The organism is Streptomyces sp. NBC_01296 (assembly GCF_035984415.1).
In the GTDB taxonomy this organism is placed as follows: domain Bacteria; phylum Actinomycetota; class Actinomycetes; order Streptomycetales; family Streptomycetaceae; genus Streptomyces.
Genome location: NZ_CP130720.1, coordinates 8,806,967 through 8,822,501, shown reverse-complemented (window position 1 = coordinate 8,822,501; position 15,535 = coordinate 8,806,967). Strand labels below are relative to the sequence as shown.

At 68.0% G+C, this 15,535-nt stretch carries 17 protein-coding genes; 6 read left to right on the top strand and 11 right to left on the bottom strand.

What is annotated here, in order from left to right:
- Nucleotides 1-6: 6 nt before the first annotated feature.
- The 7 genes from OG299_RS40335 to OG299_RS40305 all read right to left on the bottom strand — a co-directional run bounded on the left by OG299_RS40335 (nucleotide 7) and on the right by OG299_RS40305 (nucleotide 4,196).
- Entirely contained in the window at nucleotides 7-372 is a 366-nt protein-coding gene (locus OG299_RS40335; protein WP_327359915.1) for a hypothetical protein, read from the bottom strand.
- Nucleotides 373-604: 232 nt separating this feature from the next.
- Nucleotides 605-865 carry a hypothetical protein gene (locus OG299_RS40330; RefSeq protein ID WP_327359916.1) on the bottom strand — a complete coding sequence of 87 codons (261 nt, stop codon included), beginning with the start codon at nucleotides 863-865 and terminating at the stop codon, nucleotides 605-607.
- Nucleotides 862-1,173 (bottom strand): DUF6247 family protein, encoded by a 312-nt coding sequence (locus tag OG299_RS40325; protein ID WP_327359917.1) that lies wholly within the window; start codon nucleotides 1,171-1,173, stop codon nucleotides 862-864. Before OG299_RS40325 ends, OG299_RS40330 begins: the two co-directional genes overlap by 4 nt.
- Nucleotides 1,174-1,411: 238 nt before the next feature.
- On the bottom strand, nucleotides 1,412-2,137 hold the full coding sequence (locus OG299_RS40320) for an abortive infection family protein (RefSeq protein ID WP_327359918.1): 726 nt from the start codon (nucleotides 2,135-2,137) through the stop codon (nucleotides 1,412-1,414).
- Between the two features lie 4 nt (nucleotides 2,138-2,141).
- Nucleotides 2,142-2,315, bottom strand: a complete 174-nt coding sequence (locus OG299_RS40315; protein WP_327359919.1) for a hypothetical protein — start codon at nucleotides 2,313-2,315, stop codon at nucleotides 2,142-2,144.
- 401 nt (nucleotides 2,316-2,716) lie between these two features.
- Nucleotides 2,717-3,391 (bottom strand): hypothetical protein, encoded by a 675-nt coding sequence (locus OG299_RS40310; RefSeq protein ID WP_327359920.1) that lies wholly within the window; start codon nucleotides 3,389-3,391, stop codon nucleotides 2,717-2,719.
- A 337-nt stretch (nucleotides 3,392-3,728) separates the two neighbouring features.
- Nucleotides 3,729-4,196 (bottom strand): lamin tail domain-containing protein, encoded by a 468-nt coding sequence (locus tag OG299_RS40305; RefSeq protein WP_327359922.1) that lies wholly within the window; start codon nucleotides 4,194-4,196, stop codon nucleotides 3,729-3,731.
- Between the two features lie 446 nt (nucleotides 4,197-4,642).
- Between OG299_RS40305 and OG299_RS40300 the strand changes: the two genes are divergently transcribed.
- On the top strand, nucleotides 4,643-5,464 hold the full coding sequence (locus tag OG299_RS40300; protein WP_327359923.1) for a hypothetical protein: 822 nt from the start codon (nucleotides 4,643-4,645) through the stop codon (nucleotides 5,462-5,464).
- 24 nt (nucleotides 5,465-5,488) lie between these two features.
- Here OG299_RS40300 and OG299_RS40295 read toward each other — a convergent pair whose 3' ends face one another.
- Complete coding sequence (locus OG299_RS40295) at nucleotides 5,489-6,835, bottom strand: IS630 family transposase (protein ID WP_327359924.1); 1,347 nt, start codon at nucleotides 6,833-6,835, stop codon at nucleotides 5,489-5,491.
- A 186-nt stretch (nucleotides 6,836-7,021) separates the two neighbouring features.
- On the opposite strand from OG299_RS40295, the gene OG299_RS40290 reads away from it, so the two are divergent.
- Nucleotides 7,022-8,419, top strand: a complete 1,398-nt coding sequence (locus OG299_RS40290; protein ID WP_327359925.1) for a hypothetical protein — start codon at nucleotides 7,022-7,024, stop codon at nucleotides 8,417-8,419.
- Nucleotides 8,420-9,147: 728 nt separating this feature from the next.
- Here OG299_RS40290 and OG299_RS40285 read toward each other — a convergent pair.
- Nucleotides 9,148-9,612, bottom strand: a complete 465-nt coding sequence (locus tag OG299_RS40285; protein ID WP_327364691.1) for a hypothetical protein — start codon at nucleotides 9,610-9,612, stop codon at nucleotides 9,148-9,150.
- A 13-nt stretch (nucleotides 9,613-9,625) separates the two neighbouring features.
- Nucleotides 9,626-10,168, bottom strand: a complete 543-nt coding sequence (locus tag OG299_RS40280; RefSeq protein WP_327359926.1) for a hypothetical protein — start codon at nucleotides 10,166-10,168, stop codon at nucleotides 9,626-9,628.
- 697 nt (nucleotides 10,169-10,865) lie between these two features.
- Here OG299_RS40280 and OG299_RS40275 point away from each other — a divergent pair.
- Complete coding sequence (locus tag OG299_RS40275) at nucleotides 10,866-11,351, top strand: hypothetical protein (protein WP_327359927.1); 486 nt, start codon at nucleotides 10,866-10,868, stop codon at nucleotides 11,349-11,351.
- A 100-nt stretch (nucleotides 11,352-11,451) separates the two neighbouring features.
- Here the strand turns inward: OG299_RS40275 and OG299_RS42955 are convergent.
- A protein-coding gene (locus OG299_RS42955; RefSeq protein ID WP_442817463.1) for an IS630 family transposase occupies nucleotides 11,452-12,530 on the bottom strand; the annotation gives its coding sequence in 2 pieces (ribosomal slippage) (nucleotides 11,452-12,029 and nucleotides 12,029-12,530; 1,080 coding nt in all).
- Between the two features lie 628 nt (nucleotides 12,531-13,158).
- Between OG299_RS42955 and OG299_RS40260 the strand changes: the two genes are divergently transcribed.
- Genes OG299_RS40260 through OG299_RS40250 form a run of 3 tightly spaced genes read left to right on the top strand, consistent with a single transcriptional unit; the run spans nucleotide 13,159 to nucleotide 15,522 of the window.
- Nucleotides 13,159-14,334: a tyrosine-type recombinase/integrase gene (locus tag OG299_RS40260; protein ID WP_327359928.1), complete on the top strand. Its 1,176-nt coding sequence runs from the start codon at nucleotides 13,159-13,161 to the stop codon at nucleotides 14,332-14,334.
- Complete coding sequence (locus OG299_RS40255; RefSeq protein WP_266673879.1) at nucleotides 14,297-14,605, top strand: transposase; 309 nt, start codon at nucleotides 14,297-14,299, stop codon at nucleotides 14,603-14,605. Before OG299_RS40260 ends, OG299_RS40255 begins: the two co-directional genes overlap by 38 nt.
- On the top strand, nucleotides 14,602-15,522 hold the full coding sequence (locus OG299_RS40250; RefSeq protein ID WP_327359929.1) for an IS3 family transposase: 921 nt from the start codon (nucleotides 14,602-14,604) through the stop codon (nucleotides 15,520-15,522). The genes OG299_RS40255 and OG299_RS40250 overlap by 4 nt, the downstream gene beginning before the upstream one ends.
- Nucleotides 15,523-15,535 lie beyond the last annotated feature (13 nt).

Sequence of the window (15,535 nt, the reverse complement as noted above, 5' to 3'; positions counted from 1 at the left end):
ACCACGCTAATCGGTGTAGTCGATGCCGGTGCCGGCGTTGCTACCCGTGCCACGCGAGATGGCGTCACCGGTGTCCTGAACCCGAGCGGTGCCAGGGCTGCCGGCACCACGGCGTCGTACGCCCGTATGGGCTTGCCCGCCGCCGCTCGCTTCCGCTCGGCCGGTCTGCGTCGCGGTGTCTCCTGCTTCGCCTGCCATGTCGGCCCGAGGCTGAGCCCACGCCCACACCAGCGCCGCGACTCCGGTGGCGGCCTGAATCGACGCGCCCACGACTCCTGCGGTGTCGGGTCCGTCAAGCAACCAGATGACAGGAGTCGAGACGATTCCCACCATCGCGGCGCCCATCACCGCGATCCGCTGCTTCCTCGACACAGACGTCCCCCTCTCTCGTCCGAACCCCCTCGTCGCAGCCACGAGCGCCGAGAGCCGCCTTCCTGCAACGCGGTTCCATACTCCGGGAAGACTCCCCGCCTGTCGGGTGAACCCCACAAATTGTCCGGGGCTGGTGCGCTGCCTCGACCACGCCGCAGACGCAATCGGCACCAGAGATCCGCTCCATAGGACGGAAGCGGCCACGCCCAGGAGGAGCGGGCGCGGCCATGATCTACCCGAGCCAGACGATGTCCAGGACGGACAGGTGTCGCAGCGCACGGTTGGCGAAGTAGATGACGGACGGGCGGCCGGCGGACGCGATCCGGACGTCTTCGCCTTCGGGGTCGTCGGGGTCCCACTGGCGGAAGCCCCACGGGTCGGCCGCGGCGGCGTCGAGCAGGTCCCAGACCGTCTCTTCGGCGTGCTCGGGGAGTTCGGCGAGGACCTTCGCGGCCGGGGTCGAGAGGCGGACCGCGTACGGGGGCAGGCTCACCGGCGCCGCCGGCCACGGAGCTCGGCCATGTCCATGAACCCGGTCTCGTCGTGGCCGGAAGCTGTGAACGCGTCGACCGCGGGGGCGGAGACGAGACGGGCCTGCCAGACGTGGACGACCTCGTAGAGGGTGTTCAAGGAAAACGTCCGGCGCGACTCCTCCAACGCGGCCGCCCACTCGCGCTCGAAGGCCGGCACCCACCGCTCGGCGCGACGGTCGGCCCGGAGCTGGGCGAGGAGTTCGGCCGGCGCCCCGGGTGCGGGCGCGTACGGGGCGGCGGGTGTCTGGTGGTCGGGCTGGGCGCTCATCGGCTCCTCCTGGCGGTGGGTGCTACCGGCCACGGTAGAACGCCGTGGCCTAAGCCGTGGCGGTTCGGACGGATGCCGCAGCCCGCACCCGGCTGCTGCCGCACCGCGGGCGCGACACAGCAAGGGTCCCTTGCCGTACAGCGCGCCCCTTGGGGGATGGGCTCCAGCCGCAGGGCTCGCGCGACTTGCGCGAGCCCTGGGCGGCGCTCTCGCCTCAGCCTGCCCGTCTGCACCCGGCTTACGGGGCCGGGGTTCGGGTACCCGACAGGGCCGGACCAGCCACTGGCCCAGTATTGCGCCAGGGCGCGCTCGGGTCGGCCATGGTGTCGAGGATCAGTTCGCACCACGTTACGGCCGCGTTGACCGTCAGGCGGGCATGGCGGACGCCGAGGCCGGAGGGCGCGCTCGCCTGTCCGTGCCCACTGCCGAAGCCCTGGTTCCGCAGCTCGGCCACGCCGACCGCGATGTTGACCGCCCCTGAGAGGATCTTCTTGATGGCCTTGCTGCCGTCCGGACCGTCCGGAGCTGAGGCTGCATCCAGCCTCAGCTCCTTGTGCACCATGGCGACCAGAATGGGCACGTCCCGGTTCTTCTCCACCACAACCCCCAGCTCCCGAAGCGCCGTCTTGGCGGTCGCCTCGATGAGCTGCTTGGCCGCCCCGATGGCCCCCTGCGGATCCGTCGTGAGGTCACGCCTGATGCGCTCCAGTTCAACGACGATGCCGGACGGGTCGCTGAGACCACTCAGATCCCGGACCAGCACGGGAGGGTTGACCCAGGAGATCTGTCCCTCGTCGCTGAGGTGGTACCCGTCCCGGTCAAGGCGGACCTTGATGTCCTCCAGCCACCTCGGGGTTCCCTCTTCACCCGGATCCCGGTACGTACGGATGTAGTCCTCGAAAACCAGGAGGGCACGCCGGACGTGGCCCTCGTCCGCCCAGTCCACGCCTTCCGCGTAGCGCATGAACTCAGTCCGCCCGCTGCCCCGGGTCGCTGTACTTCAGGTCTTCCGGTGCCACGGGCGCGAAGCCGTGGTCCTCCCACAGCTCGGCCACGATCCGGACAGTCAGATCTGTAGCGAGGGAGCGGAAGGCGTTACGGGTTCCTGGACTCACGAGTTCCCGGCGGGCAGTGACGGTCATGCTCTGAAGATACGAGCAGGCCATGACAAGGTCATGACCTTTTCCGACAAAGGGTCCGTACACCGGTTCGTCCCGGCGCACGTCCCGGCTCTGCCTCACCGCTCCTGGGCGGTCAGGAGGAGGACCAGGGCCGTGGAGCGGGTGGTACCGAGCCCGGTGGCGACCGTCTCGGCGGAGGCGCCCCCCGGCACCGAGCAACGGCCTCTTCGCGCGGAGTGATCAGCCGTGAAGCCTTCCTCGCGGCCTCTGGCCCGGCGTCGGCTACAGGCACCTCGAGGGGCTGACGCAGGAAGGCACGGTCATGTCCGGAGCCAGATCACGAGGGCTGATGGCAGCCGTCCGGTAGGTGCCGTCGGCGTCGCGGATCACTGCGGTGTATGAGGGGGCGAGGCGGGCTCGACTCACCTACCGGCGGGCCCAGATTGTTGGTGCCGTAGCCAGGCTGTCAGTGCTGCCTGAAGCTCGGCGACTTCCCGAGGATCGAGCGTTTGACTCGTGGTGCCGGCGTGCAGGCGCACCCCGGCAGCGGTGACAGTCCAGCCGGGGCCGCGCCGCGGGCCGGAGGTCAGAGCTTGCCCGCCTGTCAGGGTGCGCAGTGCTTCCCGGACGTGTGGGGGGACCGTGGCGGTGCCAGGCGGGAAGGGGGTGCGGGGCCGGGGTGTGATCCCGATCGCCGTGTAGAACGCGGCCAGCGCGTCCTCGAGGGAGCCGGACCCGGCGGGGGCGGCACCCGTGAACTCAGCGATGAGTTCCGGATGCGGGTGCGGGGCGTGGGGGCCGTACGGCTGTGCGTGCAGGGGGTGTTCGTCGGTCTCGAGGCGCACGCATGCGGGTGGGATGAGTTCGCGGGTGTAGCCGCGGCCGATCAGAGCTCGGTAGACCTTGCGCAGCGCGGCGGCCTGACGCGGAACTGGATGGGGGTCGGGGGCGATCGGGGCGTGGGGTTTCGCGGGCCGGGGGGCTATCCCGAGCAGGCCGGTGCTCTGGTGCAGCACGCCGGCCTCGGTCAGTACCAGCGTCGCCTGCCGGCCCTTCGCGTCCGAGCCGAGCCTGAAACCCACCACCATGGTGCCCATCGACACTGTCCTCCCGACGGCCGCCCATCCACCGCAGCCCGCTCCACCACGCTAGCGAGAGCGCAACCGCCGAGGACAAAGTTGTCGATGTTCGACGCCGGCGACGGCCCTTGATGCTAGGCCGCACGCTCGCCGGAGTTCCGAAGCGGCCGAGGACGCCCCGTGACACGGCGGCAGGGAGACAAGAGGTCTACGCACGGCGGCGCCCGGCCGGTCGAAAGCAGCCCGGTCGGCCCCGCCACGGACGCCTCGGGTCCTGGGAGCCCCGGGCACTGGCCTGGGGTGCGGTGTCGGCGGCCGCACGCCGTCCAGGCGGCCACCGACACCCTGACACCGGTCAGTGGTGGCGCCGGCCCCATGACTCGGTGTCGACCGTGCGACCACGGTCATCGCGCAGCGTCGCGGTGTCGGCCCGGTTGTCCCAGACGTAGTCGCGGCGGTTCTGGAACAGATCCGTGCGGGTGTTGTGGCCGGTTCCGGTGTGGATGCGGATCGTGGCACGGCCGTTGATGCGGACGTTGTCGAAGCGATAGCGGTTGCCGTCCGCGTCGCGCAGGGTCCAGCCGCGCAGGTTGACGGCGTCGCGCGTGGTGTTGGTGATCTCCACCCACTCGTTGTTCAGGGAGCGGTTGGAGCGGTCGTCGCGTCCGGGGCTGTCGGCCTGGACCCGGCTGATCTCCACCCGCGGATGCGGCCGGTGGTCACGGTCCTGGGCGGCGGCCGGCAGCGCGGCCGCACCGACGACTGCCCCGGCGGCCAGGACGGTGGCGGCGATACGGCGGGCGGAGGAAGAAGCAGAAGTCATGGGTGATGCTCCCTCAAGAACAGTGCTCCACCAGCCGAAACAGGCTGGCAGAGGCGGTGCGGGTTCCCGGCCCGGATGAGCCGAAGGCCCCACGCTCGACCCGGCACACAACCAGCTGCAGCCCCCGCCGGGGCCGGTTACCGCACCCGGACATTCCCGTCACAGTCGCCTGCACACCACACGCATACCGGTCAGGCGTGGCCCTGACATTCGCTGACCGTCACACCCACCCGCCCCGCCAGCCCCGATCCGGAACGATGCGCTCCGGCGCACCACCCGGCTCACTTCCGACCCGCCTCACCCAACCGGACTAGTTGATCGAGTAACAACCGTTCTGCGGAATTCTTGGTACTCACGCCCAAAGCTGCACGGATCTTCATTTCCCAGAACTGCGCGCGCGCCGGAAGCTCCGCAGGGAGCGGGAACAGGAAGCGTCCGGGGGCGCTGTGGCGACCCTGACCGAGGACGACGTTGCTCAGGGCCGGCCGCGGCCGATGATCCGGTTCGAGCAGCTGCCGGCCGCGGTGGACTCGCCCGACGCTCAAGGGCCGCTCACCGCCGAGGAGGAAGAGACCTGGGAGCTGTGCCAGCGCTCTTTCGCCCAGTACAAGGACGCATGGTTCGTCGCGGCCAGCGCGCTGGACATCTCGCTGCGGGGCCGGCTATGGCGGCGGGACTACGGCACCGCCGAGGCGTTCATCAGGGACGTGGCGGACATGTCGACGTCGAACGCCTACTGGCAGATCGCTGGCGCGCGCATCGCGGCACTGCTGGCCGAGCCGCCGCGCCGCGAACTCGAATCGAACGGTCTGTCCCGCATGCGGGACTCGGACAACGTGCGGGCCTACGTGATCAGCCAGCGCGCGGCCGAGAGTCTGACCCCCATCCGCGAGGACTACGGGGAGGACGCCGCCGCCGAGGCGTACCGGACAGTGGCCGAGGCGACCGGCCGCGACAAGGTCAGCCAGAAGACCATCACCGGCATCGTCAAGCAGTTCCCCCGCAAGGCCGTGGAAGAGCTTGACGCCGAGCAGCGGCGGCATCCGCGAACTCGCGGTGCAGCAGGCCGCCGCCAAGGCACAGCCGGTCGGGCCGGTCGCGGCGTTCGCGGCTACGTAGCCACCGCCGAGGCGTTCGCAGCCAAGACGGCCGGCATGGGGGCCGCGTACGAAGCGGCGGCCGAGGCGGACCCTGCGGAGGCAACGCGGCTGGCGGTGCGGTTGCGGGACCACCTGACGGTATTGGTCGACAACCTGCCGGACGTCTAGTGTTCTGCGCCGGAAATCTCAGGGCTAAGTCTGCGCCTGGTTGCTCGGGTCGGATGGGGTGATCTTGGTGAGGTAGTCGGCGAGGGACTTGAGAATCTCGTCGGCGGTCTTCGTCCAGGTAAAGGGTTTCGGGTCCTCGTTCCAGGTCTCGATCCAGGCCCGGATGTCGTCTTCCAGTGCTTTCACCGAGGTGTGGACTCCGCGGCGGATGAGCTTGTCGGTCAGCAGACCGAACCACCGCTCGACCTGGTTGATCCAGGAGGAGCCTGTGGGCGTGAAGTGGACATGGAAGCGGGGGTGCCTGGCCAGCCACGTCTTGATCTCAGAAGTGTTGTGGGTGGCGTAGTTGTCGCAGACCAGGTGCACGTCGAGCTCGTGGGGCACGGCTTTGTCTATGGTGACCAGGAACTTCTTGAACTCGATCGCGCGATGGCGGCGGTGGAGTTCGCTGATGACGGTTCCGTCCGCGACGTTGAACGCGGCGAAGAGGCTCGTGATGCCGTGCCGCAGGTAGTCGTGGGTGCGTCGTTCGGGCATGCCCGGCATCATCGGCAGCACCGGCTGTGAACGGTCCAGCGCCTGGATCTGGCTCTTCTCATCCACGCATAACACCACTGCCCGTTCCGGCGGGTTGTGATACAAGCCGACGACGTCGACGACCTTCGCCACGAACTGCGGGTCGGTGGACAGCTTGAAGGAATCCTGCAGATGCGGCTTGAGATCGAACCGCTTCCAGATCCGGCCGACCGTCGACTTCGACAGCCCCGTCCGAGCTGCCATCGAGGCCCGCGACCAGTGAGTATCCTTCCCCGGCGTGGACTCCAGCGTCGCCACGATCACGTCTTCGACCTGGTCAAGGAGAATCGAGGGCGGCCGGCCTGGACGGGGCTCATCGACCAGGCCTTCAAGGCGATGGGCGATGAAACGACTGCGCCAGCGGTCGACGGTCGAGGCATCGACACAGAGCTCGACCGCGGCCTGCCTGTTCGTCCCGCCCTCCGCACAACGCAGGACGATCCTCGCCCGCAGAGCCAGAAACTGGGCGGTCTTCGCACGCCGGGCCCACAGGACCAACTGGTTCCGTTCAGCCTCACTCAGAACCAGATCGGCCTTCGGCCTGCCGATTCGGGCGGCATCCTCGAGTCCGGCCATCCCCTCGGCGGCGAACTTCCCGCGCCACTTCCTCACCGTCGCTGCGGTCACACCGACCTTGACCGCCACCTGCGCGTTCGGCACCCCGCCTGCGCACGCCAGCACAATGCGCGCCCGCTCTGCGAACCGCGGCGCCACCGCCCCACTCGCCCAGCGGGACAACTCGGCGTGCTCCTCATTGGACAGGCGGACTTCGACGGCACGAGGACCTGGCGACATGACAACAGGCTACAGACTTAGCCCTGAGATTTCAGGCGCAGAACACTAGCTAGCAGCCGCACCCCAAGACGCCGATAGTGCGTCCTTATCGCCGCGTTGCGAGAGATCGAGCCGCTGGCCAACCTGGAAGAGATGGCGGGCGCATGCCCGCAAGAACACCCCTCATGCCGTGGCCGGAGGCTCGTCATGACTACTCCAGATCCTGAGGCACCGCAGCAGACACTCCTGCTGGATAACTGGGAGGGGTTCAAGGATCCGGCTGCCGGAATCCGATTGGGGCAACTTTGGCTCTCCAGAACCAAATGGCTGCACCGCCGCACGGATACCTACAGGTTTGTTGATGCTAAGACGGTTCACGCCACTACGAGTTTCCATGTAACTATCCCCCAAGATGCTTTGATCTTGAAGGGTGATCCAGGCCAGGACCAATCTGTCGTCCCCCTCATGGTGCTCGATAAATCGGAATTGCAATACGGGTTCCACGTCTGCGACGCGCAAGGGAAAGCACTACCGAGATTGCTCGACGATGAGTGCTATAGGTTGGAATTTCATTTCCTGGAGTTCCTAGCGAAGACCCTATGCGGCGGCCCGATCCCCGATCGCTTGACCGAAGAACTGCGAAACGTTACGAAATCCCACAACTTGAATGGAAGCATCCAGTACAACACGATGATATCCACAGAGTGGGGACTACCTAGAGCTCAAGCGCATAGCCTGTTTAGCGATACCGAAAATGCCCTATCGAAAACCTTCAGAATTTCCTTGAAAGTTCTCATAGGAAGCCATTTTCTATGCGTTCTGGTTCCTGGAGAACCAGGCAAGGAGTGCATGATCGAGGTATCGAATGATGCCCCTTACAAGGTAGAACGCAAATGGTCGACAGCATGGATGCCGCTCCTGGGGTGGGTCGACTGGCCTTTTAAGACCAATGCTCCCGTGGGCGACCCCCGGAGCTATCACTGCGAAGTATGGGTACCTGCTGGCGTGGAGATAAACCCGAGCTCCGTCGGCCTGGTGCCTACGCCTCCTGAGCCTCGTAGTGGCCGCCTCGGCCGATGCTGCTATCACTTGGCAGCTCACAACTTCACTTCAGGAAGAGACTACGAATTGCGCTTGAAGCTCCGGGGGGAACTCCTCGGCTGGCTCTTTGCGACACTCGTAACATGCTTGACAGTACTGGCTCTATTGTGGATAGGAAACTCCCTGGCCGCCGAGCTCGTTAAAGCCAAAACCAGCAAACCCGGAAAAACAGGCTCCGCGGTTCCGGCTCTCAACTTGACGGTACTACTCACTACGATATTCCTAGCCGTTGGGGCTGCCGCCATAACCATATTGGCGAAGTCTTCTACAAGATCTCACGCACTAGAAGATAAAATGCTTGCCGGCGTGCGGGCATTCGCATGGTGCATCCCTCTGGTATGTTTCGTGGCTTCGCTTATCCTTTTCTCCGCTGGCACCAGGGCATGCATGGCACTCGGATTCCACTTGCTCCTCATATTTCAGTGGGCTCTCTTTGGACTGATCGCGTTTCCCTACATAGTCCGCGCCTGGCACAGTCTGAAGTCTCGCGGCAACCCTCCGTGACGACTTTTGGGAATCCCGGGTTCTTCCATCGAGATGGACGTACGTGGGATAGTGAGATTAAGAGGAGGAGGTGTGCTATGTCGCGCCCTACCAGCGCAGAAGGCAGTGTCATCTGGGTGCGCACCTTGGACGGCCGTCAAGTCTGGCCGGACGACGAGGGTCTGAGCGATGAGGCACGCTCTCGCGTTATCGAGCTGCTACGGAAGGCAAGCACGCCTCCCTCCGCCAGCCCTCCACCAGTGCGCCCGGACGCTGAAAGCCCCCGGCGTAGGCCCTGGCGTAAGGGTTAATGCTGCGGTCAGGGGCTCGTGAGCCTGCTGCATGGAGGTGGATGCCCATACCCGCGCCTCGGTGCCTCCCGCCAGGCCCCACCCAATCAAGTTCGATTTCCTTCGAACGATCTGTACCGCATGCGGGACTCGTGCGGGACGCTGCCCCGAGGGCCGATAGGCCCCCGGTGGTCCCGGCACGTCAGATGTCCACTTGTACAGCTTGCACACGCACTCCTCCCCCAGGTCGGCGTACGGCACCCCGTGACGGACCACCCCGCCCGCCGACCGCTACGCGGCGGCGCCCCGCAGGCCAGCCGGCCAGGCCAACGTCACCCGCAGACCGCCCGCCCCTGACCGGAACCGGTCGACCACGCGGACCTCGCCCGGCACCGCCAACGGCCGGCCCCGTACCCGGCGCGGTCAGCCGGCGCACTGATGCCCCGAACTCCCCGGCCGTCACCTCGGCCAGCGCGTCGGCGTCGGTGGCCCAGCCGGACGAGCAGTCCTCGCCGGCCGCGTCGTCGGCCAGGGCCAGCCACGGGTCATCGAGGCGGAACCGGTGCGTGGCACCCCGGGCCCGGCCAGTACCAGCGAGGCTACCGTCGGCCCCGTGGGTACTTCGATCTTGTCGTGGGCGAGGAGCCAGACGACGACCGCGCGGCGCTCGAACTGCGGGTGCACGTCCGTGCCGGCCACCGGGTCGGGGAAATCGGGGTGCCGACGGCGCCAGTTCACGACCGCAGCCCGGCCCACCCTGGCGATCCGCGCCACCTCCGCCAAGAACACCCGGTCACCGCCGGGGGCAACTGGGCGGAGGCCGGCGAGCGGGGAGCGGCGGCCAGCCGTGACGGTGCGCACGGCCCGCCAGTCCACGGAAGGGCGGACCACCTCCAGCAGCGCGATCTCCTGGGCGTCGTACATAGGGGGACCGTGGTCACCCCGCCGTGGTGCTGTAGTCGACGTCCACGGAGGCAACCGGAGACAGCCACCCAAGCCGGCCGGCGATCAGGTCTAAATCCGAACGGCGAACGCCGAGGCGCACCGCGGCCTGGTCCGGGCCGAGGGGCACGTGCCGGTCGAGCAGGGCGGGCAGGTCCCGGCGGCGGGCGAGCGCGGCCACCTGGTCCGGGTGGACGTCGGGGAACTGCGTGTCCCCGCCGAGGTAGACCAGAAGACCGGCCTTAACGAGGTGGCCGACCGCCGCCGCGGTCACCCTCGGCCGGAGAATCGGGAGCGGCACCCCAAGGGCCTCCGTCAGCCGGTCCGCCGCCCACCCCGCCCCCACCGGGCCCCGCAGGGCCGCGCGGACCGCTTCCGGGTCGGCGGCCTCCACCACCGCCCGCGACCACAACCCGCGGCCGGCGTCCGCCGGCGGGACCAGGCCCGAGCCGGCCGCCCACCGCCAGGCCGCCAACGGCACCCGCAGCCGGCGCGCAGCCTGGTTCTCGTCGTACTGCTCCCGTACCGAACGCGCCATGAACCGCACTCCGATCACACATCGGCGGCCCGACGATCGGGCCGCGCCGGAAACATGCCGAAAGATCCCGTTTGATATCAATAGCCCTGATTCTGGGGCGAGTTGGGAGCACACCGCACAAGCCGCCTACGCGTACGCGAGGGCCGGATTCACCCCTGCGGGGGACACGAAGCAGGGCCGGCACCGACTGGCACCGACCCCCAAGAGGCCCGTTCGCCGACGCGCGCCGGGCCGGTCAGCCAGCCGCCGCAGCCGACCCCTGACCGAAAGCCGGGACATCGCCAGCGGTCACGTCCAGACGGATTCGCTGGAACCTCAGCGGGGGCCGGAAAACTCCCAGGTCAACCGCCCGGTCCCCGCTGACCTCCGCCACCAAGTCCGGGCGGACGAGCACCACGTCCAGGACGTCACGGCTCCCCCACGTCGCGGCGAACGTGACGCCCTCCCAGGGATGTCCGGGGTCGACACCGAGCCGCTCAGGTTTGCGCCCTCCCGTCAAGACACGTTCTTCAGGGGCATGACGCTCGCTACCACCAACGCGCCTACTTGAAGTGTGGTCACGCCGCAAAGACAGCGAGACCAGCCAGGAGAACGGCGGCCCTCCAGTGGCCCCGTATCAACCAGCCGCCGGTCGCTCGGGCGCAGCTTGCCCGGCCGATTTCCGGCGGCCTCTATCCGCTATCCGCAAGGAGCACTCATGTCGTATGACCGCCCCAGCCCGACCGCCGCTCAGTCAAAGCGCCGGATCTCGCGCTCCATGATGGTCTTCGCCTCAGCCGCTTTCATCACCGGAGGCATCGCGCTGCCGGCCACTGCGGCGATCGCGCCCCAGACCCAGACCTCTGTCACGAGTCTCCCGTCCGACGGCAGTAACCCCCACCGGCAGCCCGGTGGCGGAGCCTACGGGCCGGACACGTGCATGCCCGGCTACGTCTGGCGTGACAGTTTCGATGGCGACACCCTGTGCGTCACGCCGGCGGCACGACAGAAGGTTCACGACCAGAATCCCCACCGGCAGCCCGGTGGCGGAGCCTACGGGCCGAGCACGTGCAAGCCCGGCTACGTCTGGCGTGAGAAGTTCAAGGGCGACACCCTGTGCGTCACACCGGCAGAACGACAGCAGGCCAAGAACCATGGCAGGGTGATCGACTACGGCACGAACCTCGTTCCCGTGGACGAATAGTTCCCGACGCTTCGACGGTGAAGCCCAGGTCAGGCATAAAGATCAACTGCGCAAGCGGCAACTGGTGGTCCGCGGCGTGCAAGATACTGACTTCGGCTTTTCAAGGTGAGGCTGGTGCGTCGAGGGTGAGGCCGGTGCCAGCTATGAAGCCGTCGAGGGTGTGGGGCCGGTATTGAAGGCGTTTGAGCCGGTTGCGGACGAGTGCTTCGAGGTGGTCGAGTGCCATGACGGCGAGGTTGGCGAGGCTGCGTTTGACGTGTGCCCAGACGCCCTCGACCGGGTTCAGGTCGGGTGAGTAGGCGGGCAGCAGGAAGACCGTCAGCCACTCACGCTCTGCCACAAATTCCTGCATCCTGCGGGAGACGTGGGTGTTGAGCCGGTCCCAGACCAGCACGATCGGCGCCCTGACCAGCTGATGGACTCCGTCGAGCAGAGCGATGAAGTCCCGCTCGCCCATGCTGCGACGTGTTCCTTTGCCGGCGGGGTGGGTCCGCAGGCGGTGACACAGCCGAGTCCGGGAGCCGGGCCGCATCGCGATCAGGCCGGCCACCGACAGCCGTCCCGAGCGGCGACCGCTGACCGTCACGACCGGCGTGATGCCGCGCCGGCCCCAGGTCCGTCCCCGGGGCGGCCGTCGGGTGAAGCCGGCTTCGTCCTCGAAGCAGACGTAGCCCCCGCAGGCCGCCCGGGCCCTTTTACCTCCGCCCAGGTCGCCTCCCGCCACGTGCTCACGGCCTGCTCGTCGCGTTCGGCGACCCGCCGCGCGGGCACCTGTGGGGAGAACCCGAGCCGGTGCATCAACCGGGTGGCACCCGAGACGCTGTAGGAGATGTGGAACTTCCTGACGATCAGCGTGACCACCCTCGAGGCGGTCCACACCTGGTCCTCGACCGAGCCGTGCGCGGCCGGCCCCTCCTCCAGATACACGGCCAGCTTCTCCAGACACCGCGGGGACAGGCGGCACCGTGACCCGCTCGGACCGCGGGAGGCCAGAGCCTGAACACCGCCGTCCCGCCACAACTGGTGCCACTGATAAGCCGACTTCACGCTCACCCGCAGCCGCCGTGCGACTTCCGACGGCTTGACCTTCTGCTCGAACAGTTCAGCCGCCTGCATCCGTACCGTCTCGCGCCGCTGACGTCCTGTCGGAGTCAGCCCGCCCCCATCCGCATATCTCACACACCACGAATACAGTCACCCACCCACACCCATCAGGAACATCGCAACGATTCACCCCAACGAGCTCAAGTCAGTAAAAGGCCGGCGTCATGGACGCCGGCCCCTTGTGGCAAGCCACGCGCCAACGCCGCTCGCCTTGAAAGCTTCGTGAATGTCGTAGCCCGGCGCCGACTCCGCAGCCTGCGCCATCATCGGCTCCACCGGCGGCCTCAACATCACCCACGAAACCGTCCTCCCCCTTCCAGGGTCACCCCGGCCCCGCGCACAGGTCCGGCCTGATGGAGATCTCCCCATAGGGCCGAAACACCAGGTAGACACGGGGGCCAGCACTAGGCCAGAAAACCGAATAGGAGGATCCCCCTCCGAGGAGCAGCGCCATGACCTCCCCCGCCCCGGCCTCCGCGTCCAGACCACAGCCTGTCACCTGGGCCCCCTCACAGACCGGCCCCTGCACCCGGTGCCACCAGCCTTGCTGCCGGTACGGAGTCGGCGGGAACCCCCTTTCTCTTGGGGTGGATCGGCTGTGGTGTGACGTGGTGTGAGGTGGATTCGTTGAGCTCCTGGGACTCGTTCTCGGGGGGTGTGGCTCTGCGGCGGGTTGTTGCACGACTCGAAGCAGGAGTTGCGGATGCGGGCGTTTCCCGTGGTGATGCCGTCCGGGCAGAGGTACTGGACGGTCCTTGATGACGACCTGGAGGTCGTCGCCGTAGCCGATCACTGGTTGCGGAACCTTCGGTTCGGGCGGGACCGGGCCGAGCTGACGACGAAGTCGTACGCCGGTGGGGTCGCCCTGTACCTGAGGTGGTGCAGGTCGACGGGCCGGCAGTGGCCCGAGGCGGGCCGGGATCTGGGCCTGTTCATGGTCTGGCTGAAGTACACCCCGGCCGCCGGGGACGGAGCGGTGCCGGTGGTGCGGCCAGGCCCGGGGGCGGCGCCGGTGCGGGGTGAGCGGCGGATCAATCGGGTGCTGGTCGCGGTGCGGGGGCTGCTGGCGTACGCGGTCACTGCTGGTGAGGCACCGCGTGGGGTGCTGGGGCAGATCTACGAGCTCGCCGACAGCCGGGATCTGCCGGCGGAGGCCACGGGCGAGGACGGGGGCCTGTTCTACCGGCTGCGGCCGGTTCACCGCCTGCGGGAGCCGGTCGTCGAGGTGGACCGGGCGGCCGACGTCGAGCTGGTGGCGATGTTCGTCGCGTGCCGCAGCGCGCGGGACCGCCTGGTCGTGCTGCTGCTCGGGCGGGTGGGGCTGCGGCGTGGGCAGGCCGCGGGGCTGCGGCGCAGCGATGTGCATCTGCTGCCGGACTCGCGGGGGCTGGGCTGCGAGTACCCGGGGGCGCATGTGCATGTGCGGCGGCGGGAGAACTCCAACGGCGCCTGGTCGAAGTCGCGGCATTCGTGGGTGGCGCCGCTGGACTTCCTGACGGTGTCCGCGTTCGACCTCTACTACGAGGAGCGGCACCGTCTGCAGGGGGACGGTGGCAGTGACTTGCTGCTGGTGAACCTGTTCCGTGCTCCGCTGGGGGCGCCGATGTCGCCGGAGGCGATCGGGGAACTGTTCGAGCGGCTCGGGGAGCGGGCGGGACTGGGCCGGCGGGTGGGCCCGCACATGGCGCGAAGGGCGTTCGGGTCGAACGTCGCGGACGCGGGCGGTACGCCGGACGAGGTGCAGGCGCTGCTGGGGCAGCGGAGCCCGTACATGAGGTTCCCCCGAGATGCGGGAAGTGGTGACAGAGGGTCAGATGGGTCTCATGAGAGGAGTCCAGACGATGCCTGCACCGAGGAAATACCCGCGGGAGTTGCGTGAGCGCGCGGTCCGGATGTACCGGACCACCGAGCCGAAGCCGGTGATCCGCCGGATGGCCGAGGAACTCGGCGTGCATCACGAGGCTCTGCGGAACTGGATCCGGCAGGCCGAGGCCGACGCCGGCGAACGGGGAGACCTGCTCACGACCGCCGAGCGTGAGGAACTGGCGGCCCTGCGGAAGGAGAACGTACAGCTCAAGCGGGCGAACGAGGTTCTGCGGACGGCGTCGGCTTTTTTCGCGGCCCAGCTCGACCCGACCCGGCCCAGGTGACAGGACTCCTCGACGAGCACCCGCACCTGGGGGTCGAGCCCGTACTCCGGGAACTCCAGATCCCCTCCTCCACCTACTACCGGTGGCGCCAGGCCGAGACCGAGCCGTGCGAGCGACGCCGTTGGGACGCCGAGCTGACCAGCAGGATCCGTCAGGTCCACGACGAGTCCGGCGGGATCTACGGCTCACCGCGTGTGCACGCCGTCCTCAAGCACGAAGGCACCCGAGTCGGCCGCAAGCGCGTCGAACGTCTCATGCGCCAGGCCGGCCTGGCCGGGATCAGTCCCCGCCGGGGCAAGGGCTTCACCCGACGCGACCCGGACGCCGAGCTCGCTCCTGACCTGGTCGAGCGCGACTTCACCGCGACCGGGCCGAACCGGCTGTGGGTCACCGACCTGACCATGATCACGACGTTGGAGGGCCCGCTGTGGCTCTCCGCGATCCGCGACGCGTTCTCCCGCCGGGTCGTGGCCTGGGAAACCTCTGCCCGCGCGGACGCGGACCTGGTCCTGACCACCCTCGAGTACGCCCTGGCCAGCCGCGAGCCCATCGCTGGCGAGCTCATTCACCATGCGGACCACGGCTGCCAATACACGTCCGTGAAGCTCACAACACGCCTGGTCAGGGCAGGGATCCAGGCATCCATGGGATCGGTCGGCGACTCGTTCGACAACGCCCTCGCAGAGAACCTGTGGATGCTCATCAAGACCGAATGCGTCCGCGGCCGCGTCTTCGCCACACGTGCCGAGGCAAACCTCGCGCTCTTCCAGTATCTCGACGGCTTCTACAACCCCCGCCGCATCCAGAAACGACTCGGCTACCTCAGCCCGATCGAGTACGAGGAAAAGCACTACGCCAACCAGGCAACGACCGAACAAGTGAACCTGAAACCACGTCAACCCGCCCTGACCAGCTAGTCAGCACCTCCCG

Bases quoted from the DNA above. Each gene is read 5' to 3' on its own strand.
- OG299_RS40325 (WP_327359917.1), bottom strand. From the start codon at position 1,173: ATGAGCGCCCAGCCCGACCACCAGACACCCGCCGCCCCGTACGCGCCC.
- OG299_RS40320 (WP_327359918.1), bottom strand. From the start codon at position 2,137: ATGCGCTACGCGGAAGGCGTGGACTGGGCGGACGAGGGCCACGTCCGG.
- OG299_RS40315 (WP_327359919.1), bottom strand. From the start codon at position 2,315: ATGACCGTCACTGCCCGCCGGGAACTCGTGAGTCCAGGAACCCGTAAC.
- OG299_RS40310 (WP_327359920.1), bottom strand. From the start codon at position 3,391: ATGGGCACCATGGTGGTGGGTTTCAGGCTCGGCTCGGACGCGAAGGGC.
- OG299_RS40305 (WP_327359922.1), bottom strand. From the start codon at position 4,196: ATGACTTCTGCTTCTTCCTCCGCCCGCCGTATCGCCGCCACCGTCCTG.
- OG299_RS40295 (WP_327359924.1), bottom strand. From the start codon at position 6,835: ATGTCGCCAGGTCCTCGTGCCGTCGAAGTCCGCCTGTCCAATGAGGAG.
- OG299_RS40290 (WP_327359925.1), top strand. From the start codon at position 7,022: ATGACTACTCCAGATCCTGAGGCACCGCAGCAGACACTCCTGCTGGAT.
- OG299_RS40285 (WP_327364691.1), bottom strand. From the start codon at position 9,612: ATGTACGACGCCCAGGAGATCGCGCTGCTGGAGGTGGTCCGCCCTTCC.
- OG299_RS40280 (WP_327359926.1), bottom strand. From the start codon at position 10,168: ATGGCGCGTTCGGTACGGGAGCAGTACGACGAGAACCAGGCTGCGCGC.
- OG299_RS40275 (WP_327359927.1), top strand. From the start codon at position 10,866: ATGTCGTATGACCGCCCCAGCCCGACCGCCGCTCAGTCAAAGCGCCGG.
- OG299_RS40260 (WP_327359928.1), top strand. From the start codon at position 13,159: ATGCGGGCGTTTCCCGTGGTGATGCCGTCCGGGCAGAGGTACTGGACG.
- OG299_RS40255 (WP_266673879.1), top strand. From the start codon at position 14,297: ATGCCTGCACCGAGGAAATACCCGCGGGAGTTGCGTGAGCGCGCGGTC.